The sequence below is a fragment of the Burkholderia pyrrocinia genome (assembly GCF_003330765.1).
GTDB classification, from domain to species: Bacteria; Pseudomonadota; Gammaproteobacteria; order Burkholderiales; family Burkholderiaceae; genus Burkholderia; species Burkholderia pyrrocinia_B.
This window is the reverse complement of record NZ_CP024904.1, coordinates 269,723-288,969: the sequence shown is the minus strand read 5'-3', so window position 1 is coordinate 288,969 and position 19,247 is coordinate 269,723. Positions and strand designations below refer to the sequence as shown.

Genomic DNA, 19,247 nt, shown 5'->3' with positions numbered 1-19,247 from the left:
CCACGATGAAACTCAGCAGGTTCAGTCTGGTTGCCGCAGCCCTTGCGGCGGTTGTCGCTCTGTGCGTCCCGCTGTTCATTCCGCGCGGCACACACGGCGCTGCCGGCGACCCGCCTCCATCCAGGCCGGTCGCCATACTCGAGGTGCCCGTCACCCCGGTCGTCACGCGGACGGTACCGGTCTTTCTCGAGTATGTCGGCACCACCGATGCCATTCGCACCGTCACGCTTCAGGCGCAAGTGACCGGCTATCTGCTGAAGCAAGCGGTGCCGGACGGCTCCGACGTGACCAGCAACGAACTCCTGTACCAGATCGACCCGCGCACCTATCAAGCGACGCTCGACGCGGCGAAGGCGCAGGCGGAAAAGGATGCGGCTGCGCTCGAATATGCCGCCGCCAGCCATCGCCGCAATGCGGTACTGAGCGAGACAGGCGATGTGTCGACCGATACGCTTCAGCAATCGGCGAGCAGCGAGCATCAGGGCAAGGCGGCCGTCGCGGCCGACCGCGCGCTCATCGAAACGGCGCAGCTCAACCTGCACTTCACCGGGATCCGCGCCCCCTTTGCCGGCCGTCTCGGCCTGAGCCAGGTCCATGAAGGCGCGCTCATCAGCACCGCGGGGACGCAACTGAACACCCTCGTGCAGCTCGACCCGATCTATGCGACCTTCAATCCCCCGGACACCGATCTGCCGGAAATCCAAATGCGCCAGTCGAAGGGTGCGATTCCGGCCGACGTCATCGTCGGTCAGACCCGCACGCTGCAATACCACGGCAGGCTCACCTTTCTCGACAACAGCATCGTGCGCGGCACCGGCACCATCACCGCGCGCGCGACGATCGAGAACCCCGACCATACGCTGCTGCCGGGGCAATTCATTCACGTGCGACTGCATGTCGCCGACCAGCCCGACACCCTGCTGGTGCCGCAGGTGGCCGTCGGCTCGAACCAGCTTGGTCAGTACGTCTACATTGTCGGCCCCGGCAACCATCTCGAGCAGCGCTACGTCACACTGGGCGCCGACTACGCGCCGTTCGTCGCGGTGCTCAAAGGCGTCGTCAACGGGGAATCGGTCGTCGTCGGCAATCTCCTCAAGCTCGGCCCGGGCGCGGTGGTGCGGCCGACTCCGCTCGCGACGCCGCAAGCGGCAGCGCCCACACGGAGTCGCAATCCATGACATCACGTCACGATCATCCTCCGTGGGCCGGTGCTGGATTCGGAAGCGGCATGGTGTGCGTCGCGCTCTCGGCAGCGATGCTTGCCGGGTGCGCCGTCGGGCCCGACTTCGTGAGGCCGGCGCCGCCTCAAGTCAATGGCTATTCGCGTGAGCCGCTGCCGGAGCAGACCGTCGCGTCCGATGTCCATGGCGGCGAAGCGCAGCGCTTCGTGCAGGGGCGCGACATTTCGGGCGAGTGGTGGACGCTGTTCCGTTCACCTGCGCTCAACGCGATCATCGAACGTGTGCTGGCGGCCAATCCGAGCCTGCAAGCCGCGCAGGCTGCGCTGCGCGTGGCGAACGAAGAACGCTATGCCGGCGAAGGATCGCTCTTTCCGACGGTGAGCGCCGGCACGTCGATCACGCGCGAACGGATTTCGGCCGCGTCGCTCGGCACGGGCAACAGGATCCCGGTCTTCACGCTCAAGACCGCGTCCGTGAATGTCACCTATCTTCTCGACATTTGGGGCGGGACACGCAGACGGATCGAATCACTGACCGCACAGGCCGAATTCCAGCGATTCGAACTCGAGGCAAGCTATCTGACGCTGACCTCGAACGTCGTGATGACGGCGATGCAGGACGCCTCCTTGCGCGCACAGATTGCCGCGACGCAGGAGATCATCGACATCGAAACACAGGAACTCGCAGGGCTGAAACGCGAATTCGCGATCGGCGCGACGGCCAACACCGCCGTGCTGGCTCAGGCCGCCGCGCTTGCTCAGGCGCGCGCCCAATTGCCGCCGCTGCAAAAGCAGCTTGCCCAGACCCGCGACCAGCTCACCGCCTATCTCGGTCGCTTTCCCAGCGAGGAACCCACGGAGACGTTCGATCTCGAGTCGTTGCAGTTGCCCGATACCTTGCCCGTCAGTCTGCCCTCGCAGCTCGTCGAGCAGCGTCCCGATATTCGCGCATCGGAAGCGCTGTTACATGCAGCGAGCGCCGAGGTCGGGGTTGCCACCGCCAATATGCTGCCGCAACTGACGCTCAGCGCCGCGTACGGCAGCGCGAGCGCCAATGCCTTGTTTGGACCGGGAACCGCGATCTGGAACCTCGGCGCAGGGTTGATGCAACCGCTCTTCGAAGGCGGCACGCTACTGCACCGACGCCGGGCAGCGATTGCCGCTTTCGATGAAACGGCTGCGCAATATCGCAACACGGTCATCACCGCGTTCCAGAACGTGGCGGACGCATTGCGATCGCTGCAATCGGACGCGAACGCGGTCAATGCCGAAGTCGCGGCCGAACGCGCCGCTGCGGATAGCCTCGCCGCATCACAGCGCCAGTTCCGCTGCGGCGCAATCAGCCATTTCGCCCTCCTCGACGCTGAACGGACCTACCAGCAGGCCCGCATCAGCGAGGTCCGGGCCAGGGCCACGCGGTATTCGGATGTCGTCGCGCTCTTTCAGGCTCTGGGTGGGGGATGGTGGAACCGCGCCGACGTCACGGAGGACGGTGGCAAGGCCGGCTCACCCGATGATCATGGGCCGAGCCGCAATACGTATCGGCCAGCGAAACAGGACATGGTGCCAGCCAGGTGAAAGACGCTTGACGCGATGCGTTGAAACGGGCACGGCACAGATCACGCTGCACCGGGAAACGCGTTGACGCTCCAAGTCGCCAATGCTTCTTGTATCGACGCGGACCGTGTCGGCTGCGGTGTCCCATTGACGGTCCTTGAGAATCGCGGTGCCGGTGCCGGCTGAGCCACCCCATCTACAGTCAGATAGGTCTCCCGCGCAACGTTGTGAGGATGCACGAGTGCCTCATCCCAATCCAGCACGGGCGCAAAGCAGGCATCGGTGCCCTCAAGAAGGTTGCACCACGCTTGTCGAGTACGCGTGCGGAACACGTTTGCCAAGCGTAGCTTTAACAGCGGCCACCGTGCGGCGTCCAATTGCTCATCGAATAATGGATCATCAAGTCCGCAAAGTGCACGCAGTTCTGCGTAGAACTGCGGCTCGATGGCACCGATCGCGATGAACTTCCCGTCTGCGCACGCATACGTATCGTAGAAATGGGCGCCGCCGTCGAGCAGGTTTTCACCGCGCGGGTTACCCCATTGCCCCATGGCCCGGAGTCCGTAAAGGAAAGCCGACAACAACGCCGTACCATCCGTCATCGCCGCATCGACAACCTGACCGCGGCCGGAACCCTTCGCCTCGAGCAATGCCGCCAGCAGTCCAACGGCCAACAGCATGCCGCCCCCACCGAAATCGCCCACGTAGTTCAACGGCGGCGGCGGTGCCTCGTCGGGCCGACCGATCGCGTTGAGTGCGCCGGAGAGGGCGATATAGTTGATGTCATGCCCTGCCGACTGTGACAGAGGCCCATGTTGCCCCCACCCTGTCATCCGGCCATAGACCAGCCGAGCGTTGGCCTCAAGGCAGTCTTGTGGCCCCAAACCCAACCTCTCCATCACGCCGGGCCGGAATCCCTCGATCAGGCAATCGGCCGCGCCGATCAATGACATGACCTGTTCCCTCGCACCAGGGGTACGCAGATCCAGTTGTACGGTGCGTCTGTTGCGGGTAGTCACGTCACGCGCGTCAGGCGACTGACCGGGCCGTGCGATGCGCACCACGTCTGCGCCCAGGTCGCCCAACACCATGGCGCAGAAAGGGCCCGGGCCAATCCCTGCGAATTCCACAACCTTCAATCCTGCAAGGGGTCCAGCCATCATTGCGCTCCCTTATCGATTGCGATCAATTCCGCCGCATAGCGCGCAAAGCGAGACGACAAGCGGCCGACCGCCACGGCGTCATCGCCGACGGCGTTTCCGGCCTTCGCTCGTGCTGTGATTCCCTCCAGGATCACGGCAAAGCGGAAAAGCGAAAACGCATGATGGAACGGGCGAACAGCGTCCCGTCGGCCGCTGGCGGCCAAGTAGGCTGCGAGGTACTCCTGCTGGGCAGGCAGATGCAATGCCTGCAGATCCAGGCCCTTGACACCTTCGAACACGTCCGGCTCGGTTAGCCACGGCAAACTGCTGTACGCCGCGTCCGCCAACGGGTGGCCCAGTGTCGAGAGTTCCCAGTCCAGCACCGCGATCACGCGCGGCTCGGTCGGGTGGAACATCACGTTGCCAAGGCGGAAGTCTCCGTGGGCAATCGTCGTTTCGTCGCCCGGCGGAATATGACTCGGCAGCCATTCAATCAGACGTTCGATATCCGGGTTGTCCTGGATCTTGGATGCCTGCCACTGGCGAGTCCAGCGATCAATTTGACGCGCGAAGAAATTGCCCGGCTTTCCGTAGTCGGCCAAACCGACGCTGGCCCAATCGACTGCGTGCAGCTGAGCCAGCGTTTCGGCCAGGGCGAACAGATAGCTGCGCCGTTGTCCCGGGTCAATTTCGGGCATTGCGTAGTTGCTCATGACCCGGCCTTCAAGACGCTCCATCACATAAAACGGCGTTCCGATGACTTCGCGGTCCTCGCAGTACAGGAGTGCATGGGGTACCGGTACGTCAGTCTTATGCAACGCGCGCAAGATACGAAACTCTCGATCTACCGCATGCGCCGACTTGAGCAGTTCCCCGGGCGGCTGCTTGCGCAGGACCAGGCGCGGACCATTTTCGAAAGTGGCGAAAAACGTGGGATTGGACTGGCCGCCCCCAATGCGTTGCAGGTCCATCCGGCCAAGCAGTTCCGGCATGCAAGTTTGCAGGTAGTCGGCAAGGACAACCGGATCGAACTCGAGGTTGCAGCTCATGCTTGCTCCCCCCCTTGCCCCTGCAGACGCGTGCGCACGCGTGTGATCAGCCCCATCACGCCGCCTGGCAGAACAAAGACAAAGAGGATCAATACCAGACCGTAGATTCCCCAGGCCGCATCCTTGGAAATCGTCTCGGCAACGCTCGGCACGAACATGATGAAAGCGGCGCCGAACAGCGCGCCCCAAAGCGTACCGATGCCACCGACGACCACGCCGACCAGAAGCGAAATGGACAGGAACATCGTGAAAGAATCCGGTGAAACGAATTGAACGGCCAGCGCAGACAGCCCCCCGCCGATGCCGGTAAATGCAGCGGATACGCCGAAGGTCATGGATTTGTAGTGCCGGTTGTCAATTCCCATGGACTCGGCGGCGATCTCGTGGTCGCGAATGGCGCGCAGGGCACGCCCCGTCCCGCTGTCGATCATGTTCCGGGCCAGTACGAAGACCACCACCGCTACGATGAGCGCGAAGAGGTAGAGATACTGATCGGAATCGAGCGGCAGACCGAACGGCGCATCCGGCTTGGTCAAGACGATACCGCCCACGCCGCCGGTCCATGGTTCCAGGTACTTGTACTTCAGCAACTGCGGCGTCACCACACCCAGAGCGAAGGTCGCGAGCGCCAGGTAGAGCCCCTGCAACTTCAGCGCCGGGCGACCGAACAGGTACCCGACCAGCAAGCACACCAGGCCGGCGGCAGGAATGCAAAACCAGTAGGGAACCGAGGCCTTGTCCATCAGGATGGCGACGGTATAGGCGCCGATCGCATAGAACGCGCCGTGTCCCAAGGAGATCTGGCCGTTGTAACCGGTCAGCATGTTCAGTCCGACCAGTGCGACGGCATAGGAAAGCACCATGGTGATCTGGAACAGGACATATCCATGAGCGACGAACACGGGGACGATCGCGAGAGCCAGCAGAATCAGACTTCGCGGCAAACGGGCACGCTGACTGCGCGCGGGTCCCGAAAAGGGAGCGGGATGAGAGGTCATGGACTTCGGATTCATGGCTTAGACACGTTGCACGATGCGACGCCCCATCAGACCCGCGGGCCGTACGATGAGGACGACGACGATAAGAACCAGCGCCACCGAAAGCTTGAGCTCAGTGCCGACTACGTAGGTACCGATCAAGTTTTCAAGCACCCCGACCAGGAACCCGCCGATCACGGCACCGATCGGGTTGTCGATGCCCCCGATGAGCGCCCCCGCGAACGCATAGATCAGGACGCCGCTCATCATGCCGGGGTCGAGGAAAACCACCGGCGCGACCATCATTCCGGCAACCGCGCCGATTGCACCGGCCAAGCCCCATCCGAGCATGAGCATCCGGCCCACACGAATGCCCAGTAGACGAGACGAGCCTGGGTTTTGCGCAGCGGCGCGCATTGCGAGACCCAGCGTGGTAAAGCGGAAGAAGGTGAACAGTGCGGCGACGATGCACAGCGCAACGAAGATCGTCCCGACCTGATGAGCCGACATCAGCGCACTTCCGAACCACGCATCTTTCGGAAACGGGCTCGGAAACGCCTTGATCTGGCTGCCGAACAGCCAACCGGCCAGGCTATGGAAGATCACCAGCAGACCGATGAACACCACCACCACGCTCAATTCGGGCGCCTTGTGCAACGGCCGTATCACGACGAACTCCAATGCCGCCCCCATCGCGAAAGACAACACGATCGTGAGGAAGAACGCACCCCAGTACGGCACGCCTGCCTGAATCAACGCCCACGCGATGAAGGTCGAGAACATCGCCATCTCGCCTTGCGCAAAGTTCACTTGATGTGTCGCCTGGTAGATCATGACGAGCGCGAGTGCCAGGCAGGCATAGATACCGCCTGTCGACAATCCGGTTACCAGTTGTTGAATGAAAGACTCCATGCTCACTCTCCGAGGTAGGCGCGACGCACGGCATCGTCGCCGCGCATCGACTCGCTGGTGCCGTGCTTGACGATGCGGCCCGACTCGAGCAGATAGGCCGTGTCTGCCAGCTCCAGTGCGATCCGCGCGTTCTGTTCAACCAGCAGGATGGCAACCTGCTGCTCGTCACGGATGCGGCGCATGATGGCGAAAATGTCCCGCACCATCATCGGCGCCAGGCCGAAGGAAGGCTCATCCAGCAATAGCAACCCGGGGCGCGCCATCAGCGCGCGCGCGATCGCCAGCATTTGCTGCTCCCCACCGGAAAGCGTGCCGGCCTGCTGCGCGCGACGCTCCTTCAAACGGGGAAAGTAGTCGTACATGCGCTCGACGTCTTCCTCGACTGCCCGCCGGTCCTTGCGCGCATGACACCCCAGATACAGGTTTTCCTTGGTCGTCAGCCCCAGGAACGTCCCGCGGCCATCAGGCACATGCCCGACGCCGAGCACAGCGATCTGTTCAGTCGAACGGTCTTCGATCTGCTGCCCGCGAAACGTGACCTTGCCGCTTGTACGCGCCATGAAGCGGCAGATCGCGCGCAATGTGGTCGTCTTGCCAGCTCCGTTGGCGCCCAGCAGAGCCGTCACTTGACCGGCTTCCACGTTCATGTCGATGCCGTGCAAGACTTGCGATGCGTTATAGCTTGCCCGCAGATCGCGGATTTCCAAGAGCCGAGTCATGCCGTCTCCCCTTCTTCCGCTCCGAGATAGGCCCGAATCACATCGGGATGGTTGCGCACATACTCGGGGCTCCCGTCGGCGATCTTGCGACCGAAGTTCAACGCGACGATTCGGTCGCACACACCCATGATCAGACCCATGTGGTGCTCCACCAGCAACACCGTAAGGTTCAGGCGCTTGCGAATGTCCAGAATCAGTTCGCCGAGACCGCTGAGCTCCTCATGGTTCAGGCCGCATGCCGGCTCGTCCAGCAATAGCAACGACGGCTCGCTTGCAAGCGCACGCGCCAGTTCGACCCGCTTTTGTGTTCCGAACGGCAGGTCGGCGACGATCCGGTCGGAAAACGCCTGCAATCCGACGAGCTCCAGTGCTTCATCCACGCGTGCCTGGGCCGCGCGCTCGGTGCCGACAGCCGCCGGCAGTCGAAGCGCGTCCGCAAGGAAGCCGTTGTGGTGATGCGAATGGACGCCGACCAGTACGTTGTCACGCACCGTCATGGTTCGAAACAACGCCAGATTCTGGAAGGTTCTACCCACGCCCAGCTTCGCAATGCGATGTCGCGGCATTCGGGACAACACATGGCCATCGAAGTGGATCGTGCCGCTGTCGCAGCGATAGAGTCGGGACAGGCAGTTGAACAAGGTGCTCTTGCCTGCGCCGTTCGGGCCAATCAAGCCCCGAACTTCGCCCCGACGCACATCGAAACTGACACGGTCCAGTGCCACGATCCCACCGAAGCGCACGGACACACTGTCCACCGTGAGCAAAGGCGCCTCCGCGCATTCTTGTCTTTGTTGCATCCCAGTCTCCATGGGTGGGGCCTGGCTGGCCCGCGGCGCTGTATCAGAGGCGCTCGACGATCGTGACGTTCGCCATGCCACCGCCTTCGCACATGGTCTGAAGGCCGTAGCGACCACCGCGCTGTTGAAGGACGTTGATCAGCGTGGTCATCAGCTTGGTTCCCGACGCGCCCAACGGGTGGCCCAGGGCGATCGCGCCGCCATTGACGTTCAGCCGCTGGGGATCCGCACCGATCGCTTGCAGCCAGGCCAAAGGCACCGAAGCAAATGCTTCGTTGACCTCGTAGGCATCGATGTCCCGAATGTTCAGACCGGCCTTGCGCAAGGCAATCTCGGTCGCGGGAATGGGCGCCTCGAGCATGATGACCGGATCGTGGCCCATCACCGACATGTGATGCACGCGTGCGATGGGTGTGAGCCCGAAGGTCTTGAGGGCACGCTCGCTGACCACCAGGACGCCAGCGGCACCGTCGCAGATCTGGCTGGCATTGGCCGCAGTGATGACGCCGCCTTCCTGCAGCAGTTTCACGCCAGCGATGGCTTCGAGGGTTGCATCGAAGCGGATGCCCTCGTCCGCGGCATGCATTTCACCAGTAGCACCGCTTTCTTTGGTACGGGCTTCCAGCGCGATGATCTCGCGCTCGAAACGCCCCTCTCGCGTTGCCACGGCAGCACGCCGGTGGCTCTCGAGCGAATACTCGTCAAGTTGCTGCTTGGTCAGTTCATACTTCCGGGCGATCATCTCGGCGCCGGAGAACTGGCTGAACTCGACGCCGGGGAATCGCTCGTCCATGCGCGGGCTGTTGTATACGCCCAAGCCCGCCTTGCGCGGAAGTTCGCTGGGCGTGAACATCGGCACGCGCGTCATGCTCTCGACGCCCGCTGCAATCACACAGTCCATGGTGCCCGACATCACGGCCTGCGCCGCGAAATGCAGCGCCTGCTGCGATGAACCGCACTGCCGGTCGACCGACGTCGCGGGCACCGAATTCGGCAGCGTGGATGCCAGCACGGCGTTGCGGGCGATGTTCATCGACTGCTCGCCGGCCTGCCCCACGCAGCCCATGATCACGTCCTCGACTGCAGCCGGATCGATCCCGGCGTCATCCACCAGGGTGTCCAGGACGACGGACGCCAGGTCGGCAGGATGCCAGCCCGACAGGCGGCCATTGCGACGGCCGCCAGCAGTGCGGCGAGCAGCGACGATATATGCTTCAGCCATGAATACTTCTCCTGCGGTAATGAAGGGATTGGTCAGCGCGGCGCCATGCGAATCGCGCCGTCGAGGCGGATGCACTCGCCGTTGAGGTATCCATTGGTAATCGTGATTTCGACCATCTGAGCGAATTCGGTCGGCGAACCGAACCGTTTGGGGAACGGAACCGACGCGGCCAGCGCCTCCTTCACCTTGTCCGGCGCGGCCTGCATCAGCGGCGTGTCGAAGATGCCGGGGAGAATGCTGTTAACACGGATACCGTCGTCCATCAGGTCACGGGCGATCGGCAGCGTCATACCTGCGATCGCTGCTTTCGACGCCGCGTAGGCTACCTGCCCCATCTGGCCATCCTGCGCGGCGACCGACGCGGTGTTCACGATGACGCCGCGCTCTCCGTCCGGGCCCGGGGGCAAATCGAGCATGCCTGCTGCAGACTTTGCCGCACAGCGAAAGGTCCCGAGCAGGTTGATTTGGATGACCCGTTCGAAATCCCTCATCGGAAAATGCCGCCCGGTACCGGTGGTCTTGTCGCGACTCGCCGTTTTCGCGGGGTGGCCGATACCGGCGCAGTTGATCATGACGCGTTCCTGACCGTGTGCAGCACGCGCCCTGGCGAAAGCAGCATCCACCTGCTCCTCGGACGTGACGTCCACGGAGCAGTAGATCCCTCCGATTTCGTTGGCCAAGGCCTCACCCAGTTGGGCGTTGAGATCGAACACGGCGACTTTGACACCGATGGTCGCCAGACGACGGGCCGTTGCAGCCCCGAGGCCGGACGCGCCACCGGTCACGACGGCAGCAATAGAAGAATCGAGATGCATAGTGAGAGCAATGTCTGCTGGACGGCCATCCGTCCACTGCGATTCGTAGTCTAGGGACGCACCTGGTGCGATACCATCGTCGGAAGAGACGAGTGCACGCCAGACCTTCACACGCAACAATTCGACACATCCCAGTATGCGATCCACTTCTGCGCCTCCAGTGTCCGTCCATCCCTCCCACCAGACCACGCCGATGATTTCACTAGCCAAGCTGGCACCATTGGTGCAACGCGCGGCCGAGGTGAAGCGCGCAGGCGTCGCCGGCCGACTCGCCAACGCCGGCGCGGTCAAGTTGATCCTCGTGCGTGCCCCCGCCGGATTCGGCAAAACGATGGCAATGGTCCAGATCCGCGAAGCACTCGAAGATCGCGGGGTGGCGACGGCCTGGCTGACGCTGGATGCCGCCGACAACGACGTGCCGCGTTTTCTGGCCGGCTTGTCAGCCGCACTCGGCCAAATGGGCCTCGAGCGAGGGGCCGCCGCGCAGGATCCGCTGGCTCAACTGGTTTCGGAACAAACCCCCTACGCGTTGTTCCTGGACGATTTCGAGGTCATCCGGGAAGGCGGCGTGCTCGGCCTGGTGCGAGAGTTGCTGGAGCAGTTGCCGCGCAACGGCCAAGTGATCATCGGCTCGCGCAACCTGCCCGACCTTGGCGTCGGTCGCCTGCGCGCGCGGGGCCTGCTACTGGAGCTCGAAACGGATTCGTTGCGTTTCTCGCCCTCGGAGGCCGCTGAATTCTTCAGGCTGCGAGGAGCCGAGCTATCGCTGGAAACGCTGGACCGCGTCCTTGGAAAGACCGAAGGCTGGGTAGCGGCCCTTTGGCTGCTGTCGTTGGCGCTGCAACGTTCAGACCAGTCCGCAGATGTCGTCGCCCGACTATCCGCGTCGGACCGCGATGTGGCGGACTATCTCACCGAAGAGGTGTTCTCGCAGCAAGAGCCCGTCGTGCGGGAGTTTCTGCTGCGCACGAGCGTGCTGCATCACCTCAGCGCGCCGGTGTGCCAAGCGTTGCTCCCGCCGGTGGATTGCGATGCCATGCTGCAGTCGCTGCACCGCGGCAATGTTTTTCTTATCCCGGTGGAAGATGCGCCCGATCTGTTCAGGTACCACAGCCTGTTCGCGGACTTCCTGCGCCGTCAGCTCGAGCGGGAACGCCCCGACGACGCCGCGCGACTACATCTGGCCGCCTCCGGCTGGTACGAGTCGCAGCAGCGGCCCGTGCCCGCGATCGACCACGCTATTGCCGGCGGGGACTATCCGCATGCGCTGGAACTGCTCGAGCACCATGCGCACGGGCTCCTCGAACAAGGCCGCATGCGCCTGCTCGATCGCTGGTTTGCCACGGTCACGCCCGATTTGCTGCGCGCTCGACCACGGCTGCAGGTGATCGCGGTATGGGCACGCTGCTTCAGTCAGGGCCCCTGGACCGCGATGAAGTGGCTGGAAGAGTCCGGCTGCCAGGAACGCGACGATCCGCAGGTTCAGGCTCATGTCCGGGCACTCCTTCCGGTGCTGCTGGCGATGATGGATCGCTACGAAGAGGCCAATGAAGCGGGACATTGCGGCCTGGCTCGACTACCGACCGGCAATGCCTTCGTCGACAGTGTGCTGCTCAATGCGATGGCGCATATCCTGTCGGTCATCGGCGAGCGCAAGGAGGCGCACCGCTTCCTCGAGGACGCACGCCATGCCCAGGCAGACGGAGCCTTCAACCGCATGTACACCGAGACCGTCGGGGGCATGCTGGACCTGCGCGAAGGCCATCTGCGCCAGGCGACGGCCCGCTTTCGTATGGCGGTCACGGCTACGTCGAGCACCTCCGCTTACAACTACGCGCATGGCAATGCATGGGCCGGCGTACCCTATGCGGGCGCTCTTTACGAAGCCGACGATCTCGTGGCGGCCGAACGCCTGCTGAACGTCTACCTGCCCCTGGCAAGGGATGTCGGGCTGCCCGACCACATGATCTCCAGTCACCGCCTGCGCGCGCGTCTTGCGTTCTTGCGCGGAGAAGTCGATACGGCGTTGCTAACGCTGACAGAGCTCGAATACCTCGGCCATCAGCGCCAGTTGCCACGCGTCACTGCCAGCGCGAAGCTGGAACGTTCGAGACTTCTGACGTTGCAAGGTCACGCTGTCGCAGCGCGCGAGGAATTGGGACGGGCCCTGGCGCTGGACGCCCTCAATTCCGATACGAAGCCCGCACAAGACGTCGATGATGCATTCATCGCACAGATGCGACTTGATCTCCATGCCGGAGATCCCAATTCCTTGGTGCAACCACTCGAAGCCCAGTTGCGACTTGCCCAGCAGTCCGGCCGCCAGCATCGCGCCCTCAAACTCCGCCTGTTTCTGGCGCTCGCCTTCTTCCGCAATGGTGACGTGGGTCGAGCGATGAACTGGGCGAATCCGCTTCTGCAGGAAACCTGCCGAGAGGGATTCGTCCGCTTGCTGCTGGATGAAGGGCCCATCGTGGCGCCGCTCCTGCATCGCATGCAATCGAGTTCGGCGGATTCCGCCCAGGACCCGATCTTGCAGGAGTACGTCCAGCGTCTGGCCGACCGCCTGGGCCCGGTCGGTGCCGACGACGAAGCCGACATCGGCCAGGCAGTATCGGGGCCCACGGAACCGCTTACGCGTAAAGAGATCCGAGTTCTCCAACTGCTCGCGGAGGGCTACTCCAACACCGCGATGGCCGAAAAGCTGTTCATTTCCGACAGTACCGTACGCACACATCTTCGCAACATCAACACCAAGCTCAACAGCCGCAGCCGCACCCAGGCTGTGGCGATCGCGCGCCGGTTGGGCATCGTACGCTGAACAGCTTGCCTGCCGATGTGCAATTCGTCGCTTCCGACGATGGGGTGCCGGCTGCGCCGCGCCTAGGATGCCAAGGGACTACTAGCAAAAAAAACCCTAGGGGCATCCGCACCCTGCATTCCAGGAGACAACATGACCGTCCGAATCGACCGCAGAGCGTTTATCGCAGGCCTGGCCGCCGCATCCCTGATGCTGGTCACGACCGAGACCTACGCCCAAAAGAAATACGATCCCGGCGCCACCGATACCGAGATCAAGATCGGCAACATCCTGCCCTACTCGGGCCCGGTGTCGGCCTATGGCACGATCGGCAAATCGGCTGCAGCCTATTTCGCGAAGATCAACGCCGAAGGCGGGGTCAATGGCCGCAAGATCAATTTCGTCTCGGTTGACGATGCCTACACGCCATCCAAAACGGTCGAACAGGCTCGCAAGCTGGTCGAACAGGATCAAGTATTGGCTATCTTCCTGCCGCTCGGGACGGCCAACAATCTCGCAATTCAGAAATACCTGACTGTCAAGAAGGTGCCGCAACTTTTCGTTGGCTCGGGTGCCATCCGCTTCGGCGAGGTCAAGCAGAACCCGTGGACCATTGGCTGGCAGCCCACCAACCACGCCGAGGCCGTCGCATACGCGCAGCACATCCTGCAAACCCAGCCGAATGCAAAGGTCGCGATCTTGATGCAGAACGACGACTTCGGCAAAGACTATTACCAAGGCATCGTCGACGGCCTGGGAAGCAAGGCCAAGTCGATGGTGGTCTCGTTCCAGACATACGAGACCACCGACCCGACGGTCGACAGCCAGATCGTGTCGATGAAGGGCTTGGGCGCCGATACGCTGATTCTGCTGACCACGCCGAAGTTCTCGGCCATGGCCATCAAGAAAGCGGCCGAAATCGGCTGGCAACCGGCTCGGTATGTCGTCAGTTCGGCAAGCTCCGTGGGCTCGGTTCTCAAGCCGGCTGGCTTTGGCGCGTCCAAAGGCGTTATCAGCGCGACCTATCTGAGGGACCCGACGGATCTGGCCACGAAGGCAACCAAGGAGTACCAGGATTACGCGGCCTTCATGAAGCAGTACTACCCCGCGGGTGATGTATCGGACACGCTGAACGTGCTCGGCTACTCGATTGCCCAGACTCTGGTGCAAACCTTGAAGCAGGCGGGCGACAATCTCACGCGAGAGAATGTGATGAAGCAGGCGCTGAGCCTGAACATGACCCTGCCGATGCTTCAACCCGGGATCAACGTGCAGACGTCGCCGACGGATGCCTATCCGATCAAAAAGCTGCAGTTGATGCAATTCAACGGCACGCGCTACGAGCTCATGGCCGGCGTGTTCGGCAGCGGCAAGTGATGTCGCTGGTGTTTCGCGGGTGCCGTCCGGGCGGCGCCCGCTCCGCGGAGAGCGACTTTGGATTTCCGATTTGAGCGCATCGAGTCCGGTGCCGTCTTCACCATCACCCGTCCCGATCGGTTGAATGCACTCAATCGAGCAGTCTGGGACGGACTGGAGTCTTGTCTGGACGCAGTGGAACGGGACGGCACGCGATTTCTGCTGATATCGGCCGAAGGAGAGCGTGCGTTCAGCGCCGGTAGCGATCTGAAAGACAACGCCATCGAGACGTGGGATCAGCAAGCCAGGAAAAACGACCGCATTCGCAATCTGCTGCTGCGACTTTCGCAATCGCCGCTGTTCACGATCGCGGCGATGAACGGCGCCGCGTTTGGCGGAGGACTGGAGCTCGCGCTCGCGTGCACCGTGCGGACCGCGGTGAATAACGCCACGTTCGCGATGCCGGAAATCCGGTTGGGCGTGATGCCGACATACGGCGGAACTCAATTCCTGCCGGCCGTCGTCGGTCGTTCGCGCGCGGCGGAATTGATGCTGACCGGACGAGTGCTAAACGCTCAGGAAGCCCTGATGTGGGGGCTCGTGAGCTTCGTGAAAGAACACCGTGTTGCTCTACTGGACCATGCGGTAGCGTTAGGTACCGAGGTGGCGGGGTTCGGCGCCATCGCGTATCGGAGCATCCTCGCCAGCCTTCCCGCGACCGACGGCCCTGCCGACCAGGCCGGGATGGACAGGGAAGCCGCACTGATGCGGCGTGTGCTCGAAACCGACGACGCGAAAGAAGGTATTGCTGCTTTCCTGGAGAAACGCAGACCGGTCTTCAAAGACCAATGAGATTCCCCGACACGAACACGCGCGCGCATGCGCGACAGGACCCATGACAGACACGCCCCTTTTCGACGCTCTGCGATCCGTTCTCGACGCTCGATTCAGTTGCCGCGGCTATCTCTCCCGGGAGGTGCCTGCCGAAACGATCGACGCGATTCTCTCGATCGCACAACGCTCGCCTTCCTGGTGCAATTCGCAGCCGTGGCAAATCATCGTCACCAGGCCCGCTGCCACGCATCGGCTTCGTTCCGCATTACAGGCGGCATCCGCGCTACCCAACGATCAGTGGGAAATCGCTCCGCCAGCGGAATATCGCGGCGTGTACCGCGATCGCAGACGCACCTGCGGCTTGCAGTTGTATGAAAGTGTGGGCATCACCGCCGGAGACCGCGAGGCTTCCGCTCGTCAAGCCGAAGAGAATTTCAGGCTGTTTGGCGCGCCGCATGTGGCCGTCATCACGACCGACGCACTGCTCGGCACCTATGGTGTTCTCGATTGCGGCGCGTACGTGAACAACTTCATGCTCGCTGCAGCGAGCGTTGGCGTGTCGGCGATCGCACAAGCCGCCCTTGCGTCCAAAGCGCACGTCCTGCGCGAGATCCTGTCGATCCCGCCGGAGCGACGCGTCGTCTGCGGCATCTCCTTCGGATATGCGGATCCTTCGCATCCCGCGAATGCATTTCGAACCGAAAGGGCGCCGCTGGACCAGGTTGCCACGTTCGTCACGGAGTAGGACACCGACTGGCTCGTTTATCCGGGTGCCCCGGATAACGAGCGTCTCTTGAAACGGCATCGCGCCGACGCCCGCGCCTCGCGATGCCGGGTCGGCAATACGCCGCCCCGGAAGACTCAATGACGCGCAGCACTACCCGAAAGTATAGATTCGACGCCATGGTAGTATCCGCCATTCGCATACTGCGGTTACCGCCGCCGCGTGTCGATCCGTTACTTGCCTCGTGCAAGGCAGACGTTCACGGGAGGCGGACACGACGAATCTGAGGGAGTCTTCATGGGCGCTACCGCTTCACCGTGGAAGAAGGCTGAAGCTCGCGAAAGCGAAAGAGAACGAAAACGGCTGGCCGTTCTTCGAACCGCCGCACGTCTTTTCAATGAAAAGGGGTTTCACGCATCGTCTCTGGACGAGGTTGCCGAACGGCTCCACATCACGAAGCCGACGGTCTACTACTATGCAAAGAACAAGGACGAAATCCTGTTCGAATGCGTACGCATGGGCCTGGACATGATGCAACAGGCGATCCGCGATATCACGGTGACGGGTGGCAGCGCAGTCGAAAAATTTGAAGCGGCCATGCTCGAATACGCGAAGATCGTCACGATGGATTTCGGCATGTGCGTCATTCGCATCGGTGAAGAATCCTTGATTCCGGAGAACCGGGTCAAGCTTCGCAGGCTCAAGGCAGACATCGATCATGAGTTCCGGATTCTGCTCGAAAAGGCCATCGAGGAGAAAGCCTTCGCCCCGATCGAGCCCAAGCTCGGTGCCTTCGTCGTCGCGGGCGCGCTGAGCTGGATTGGCCGGTGGTATCGCGAAGACGGACAAATGACCGCGGAGGAAATCGCTCGCCAGGCCACCTCCATCTTGTTGAACGGCCTGCGAGCACGATGAAGTCGTGGTCGGTGCGCAACCGCGGCGCCTGACCCGATCCCGCCATATCCACTCCTGCATCCGGCGACTGCTGTCAGTTGCCGCGTCACAATTTAGCGCTGCCTCGCCTTCTTTCTGCGCGAAAGCGCTGAACATGCCTTCTCGATATCAAGTTGGCCGCGCACGTATCAGGGCATGCGTGCTGCACGTTTCCGGCCAATCCAAGACGCCGCCCTACCGTGCGTGCCCGGAAGTCCGCGGGAGCCACTCCCGCGGACTGGCATGGCTCAGGTTTCCGCACGGCGATCGCCGGGATGGCACTTCAGCCGATTCAGACGCCTCGATGAAATTGAGGTTTTCGCCGTTCGGTGAAAGCTCGAATGCCTTCGCCAGCCTCGTCTCCCGCACCGAGCGCGGCGATCGAGCGCGCTTCCCGCTCGAGGTGAGCCTCGAACTCCCCGTGAAACGATTCGAGCAGCAGCTCACGACATGCGGCAATTGCCTTCGTCGCGGATTCGACGAGCGTACGCGCGATCGCTCGCCCCTCACTCACGAGATCTTCATCATCGACGACACGATTGATCAGCCCCATGGCCTGTGCGTCATCGGCCCGAACACGCTGGTTCAACAGCAGCATTTCCTGGGCGCGCCTGAATCCCACCAGCCTGGGAAGTTGCCAAGACATCCCGCCATCCGGACTGAGTCCAACCGCGCCATATGCAGGAGTGAAATGCGCGGAGCGCCCGGCAATGACAATGTCTCCAGCGATTGCCAGGCTGAAGCCAGCCCCGGCGGCGGGCCCGTTGACCAAGACGAGAAGCGGTTTGGGCATCCGCATGAAACGCGAAAGCGCAAGATGAAGCGTACCTGCCAGCTCGCTCAGAAATCCGGGCAGGTCATTACCGACCGCCCCGAACGAGCCCAGATCGCCCCCTGTGCAGAAGAGCCGCCCCATGCCCGTGAGTACGACACATCGGATAGACGGATCCTGATCGCACTGGATTGCTGCCCTCATGAGCGCCTGGGCGAGAGGCAAATCGATTGCATTTCCGGATTCCGGTCGATTGAGTGCAAGGGTTGCAATGCCATCCTCAATGTCGACCAGCAAGCTTTCTCCATTCATACACGTTCCTATATTTCACGATCGGACGTTTCAACAACGTTTCCGATCGTCTACCGCATGGCGATCACAAGCATATTTTCAGAGCGACTGCTTGTAGCGCACAATTTAAAGGCGCCGCCCGCACCTGCAATACATCACCGCGGCCCCATCCGGATTGCGCCGTCGAGCCGAATCACCTCTCCGTTGAGCATCGAGTTCTCAACGATGGACTGCACGAGCTTGGCGAATTCGTCCGGTTGCCCGAGACGACTCGGAAACGGAACCTGCTTGCCAAGCGAATCCTGAGCATCCTGCGGCAAGCTGGCCAACAACGGGGTAAGAAAAATGCCGGGAGCGATCGTCATGACCCGAATCCCGTACCGCGCAAACTCGCGTGCAATGGGAAGCGTCATACCGACAATACCTGCCTTCGACGCGGCATAAGCGGGCTGACCGATCTGTCCGTCGAACGCTGCCACGCTCGCAGTATTGATGATGACGCCGCGCTCCTCACCAATCGGCGCCTCCGTATGCAACCGAGCCGCAAATTTTGACAAGACGTTGAACGTCCCCATCAGGTTGATGTTGACGATCCGCGCGAAGTCGTTAAGCGCGAGCGGTGATCCATCGCGATTGATGACCTTTCCCGGCGGCCCGATGCCGGCGCAGTTCACGAGCAAGCGCGCCTTTCCATAGAGTCCCTCCGCCTCTGCGAGCGCAGCATCGACCGCAACCTCGTCGCACACATCGACCTTGATGAAATTGCCGCCAACTTGCTTCGCGCAGGCGCGACCCAACTCCTCATTGAGATCGAAAATGGTGACCTTGGCGCCTTTCTCCGCCAGCAAGCGCGCTACCGCACCGCCAAGTCCGGATGCGCCACCGGTCACAATTGCAGCCAATCCCTCGATATGCATGCCAATCTCCATTCGGATAAAAGTACGACTCGTCTCTCAGGCGTCTTGGTAAACGTCACGAATCAAAAAAATACTTAAAAGTACTCACTCTACTCGTGAGTAGATATTGGGACGATGTTCTCCCACTGTCAAGCACCGAAGACTCCATTGGTGCTTCGATCTTCGCCGTCAATGCAGACAGTCGACCGGATAAGCACAACTATCGCGGAGAGTTGCACGCGGCACGGTCTCGTGGACGCGGCCGCAT

17 protein-coding genes are annotated in these 19,247 nt (G+C 62.2%); 7 read left to right on the top strand and 10 right to left on the bottom strand.

Annotated elements, in window-relative coordinates:
* Positions 1–5: 5 nt before the first annotated feature.
* A complete protein-coding gene (locus CUJ89_RS34350; RefSeq protein ID WP_114181907.1) occupies positions 6–1,178 on the top strand; it encodes an efflux RND transporter periplasmic adaptor subunit in 1,173 nt (390 codons plus the stop codon).
* Positions 1,175–2,758 (top strand): efflux transporter outer membrane subunit, encoded by a 1,584-nt coding sequence (locus tag CUJ89_RS34345; protein ID WP_236655133.1) that lies wholly within the window; start codon positions 1,175–1,177, stop codon positions 2,756–2,758. The genes CUJ89_RS34350 and CUJ89_RS34345 overlap by 4 nt, the downstream gene beginning before the upstream one ends.
* Positions 2,759–2,799: 41 nt before the next feature.
* Here CUJ89_RS34345 and CUJ89_RS34340 read toward each other — a convergent pair whose 3' ends face one another.
* From CUJ89_RS34340 to CUJ89_RS34305, 8 genes are read right to left on the bottom strand one after another with little or no spacing between them, the layout of a single operon-like run.
* Complete coding sequence (locus CUJ89_RS34340; RefSeq protein ID WP_114182453.1) at positions 2,800–3,897, bottom strand: CaiB/BaiF CoA transferase family protein; 1,098 nt, start codon at positions 3,895–3,897, stop codon at positions 2,800–2,802.
* Positions 3,897–4,928 (bottom strand): phosphotransferase family protein, encoded by a 1,032-nt coding sequence (locus tag CUJ89_RS34335; RefSeq protein ID WP_114181905.1) that lies wholly within the window; start codon positions 4,926–4,928, stop codon positions 3,897–3,899. Before CUJ89_RS34335 ends, CUJ89_RS34340 begins: the two co-directional genes overlap by 1 nt.
* Positions 4,925–5,941: a branched-chain amino acid ABC transporter permease gene (locus CUJ89_RS34330; RefSeq protein WP_114181904.1), complete on the bottom strand. Its 1,017-nt coding sequence runs from the start codon at positions 5,939–5,941 to the stop codon at positions 4,925–4,927. The genes CUJ89_RS34335 and CUJ89_RS34330 overlap by 4 nt, the downstream gene beginning before the upstream one ends.
* Positions 5,942–5,944: 3 nt before the next feature.
* A complete protein-coding gene (locus tag CUJ89_RS34325; protein ID WP_114181903.1) occupies positions 5,945–6,817 on the bottom strand; it encodes a branched-chain amino acid ABC transporter permease in 873 nt (290 codons plus the stop codon).
* A gap of 2 nt (positions 6,818–6,819) precedes the next feature.
* Entirely contained in the window at positions 6,820–7,536 is a 717-nt protein-coding gene (locus CUJ89_RS34320; protein ID WP_114181902.1) for an ABC transporter ATP-binding protein, read from the bottom strand.
* Positions 7,533–8,336 (bottom strand): ABC transporter ATP-binding protein, encoded by an 804-nt coding sequence (locus CUJ89_RS34315; protein ID WP_114182452.1) that lies wholly within the window; start codon positions 8,334–8,336, stop codon positions 7,533–7,535. The genes CUJ89_RS34320 and CUJ89_RS34315 overlap by 4 nt, the downstream gene beginning before the upstream one ends.
* Positions 8,337–8,379: 43 nt before the next feature.
* Positions 8,380–9,558, bottom strand: coding sequence for an acetyl-CoA C-acetyltransferase (locus CUJ89_RS34310; RefSeq protein WP_114181901.1), 1,179 nt, complete (start codon positions 9,556–9,558; stop codon positions 8,380–8,382).
* Positions 9,559–9,590: 32 nt separating this feature from the next.
* On the bottom strand, positions 9,591–10,373 hold the full coding sequence (locus tag CUJ89_RS34305; protein WP_114181900.1) for an SDR family NAD(P)-dependent oxidoreductase: 783 nt from the start codon (positions 10,371–10,373) through the stop codon (positions 9,591–9,593).
* Positions 10,374–10,566: 193 nt separating this feature from the next.
* Here CUJ89_RS34305 and CUJ89_RS34300 point away from each other — a divergent pair, with 193 nt between their 5' ends.
* From CUJ89_RS34300 to CUJ89_RS34280, 5 genes are all read left to right on the top strand, one after another.
* Entirely contained in the window at positions 10,567–13,194 is a 2,628-nt protein-coding gene (locus CUJ89_RS34300; RefSeq protein ID WP_114181899.1) for a LuxR C-terminal-related transcriptional regulator, read from the top strand.
* Between the two features lie 132 nt (positions 13,195–13,326).
* On the top strand, positions 13,327–14,550 hold the full coding sequence (locus tag CUJ89_RS34295; RefSeq protein WP_114181898.1) for an ABC transporter substrate-binding protein: 1,224 nt from the start codon (positions 13,327–13,329) through the stop codon (positions 14,548–14,550).
* 57 nt (positions 14,551–14,607) lie between these two features.
* The gene (locus CUJ89_RS34290; protein WP_114181897.1) at positions 14,608–15,381 is read left to right on the top strand and encodes an enoyl-CoA hydratase-related protein; all 774 of its coding nucleotides are present in this window, start codon (positions 14,608–14,610) and stop codon (positions 15,379–15,381) included.
* Between the two features lie 43 nt (positions 15,382–15,424).
* Entirely contained in the window at positions 15,425–16,108 is a 684-nt protein-coding gene (locus CUJ89_RS34285) for a nitroreductase (protein ID WP_114181896.1), read from the top strand.
* Between the two features lie 276 nt (positions 16,109–16,384).
* Entirely contained in the window at positions 16,385–17,002 is a 618-nt protein-coding gene (locus CUJ89_RS34280) for a TetR/AcrR family transcriptional regulator (protein WP_059731761.1), read from the top strand.
* Between the two features lie 310 nt (positions 17,003–17,312).
* Here CUJ89_RS34280 and CUJ89_RS34275 read toward each other — a convergent pair whose 3' ends face one another.
* Entirely contained in the window at positions 17,313–18,104 is a 792-nt protein-coding gene (locus CUJ89_RS34275) for an enoyl-CoA hydratase/isomerase family protein (RefSeq protein WP_114181895.1), read from the bottom strand.
* Positions 18,105–18,238: 134 nt separating this feature from the next.
* Positions 18,239–19,000, bottom strand: coding sequence for an SDR family NAD(P)-dependent oxidoreductase (locus tag CUJ89_RS34270; RefSeq protein WP_114182451.1), 762 nt, complete (start codon positions 18,998–19,000; stop codon positions 18,239–18,241).
* Between the last annotated feature and the right edge of the window lie 247 nt (positions 19,001–19,247).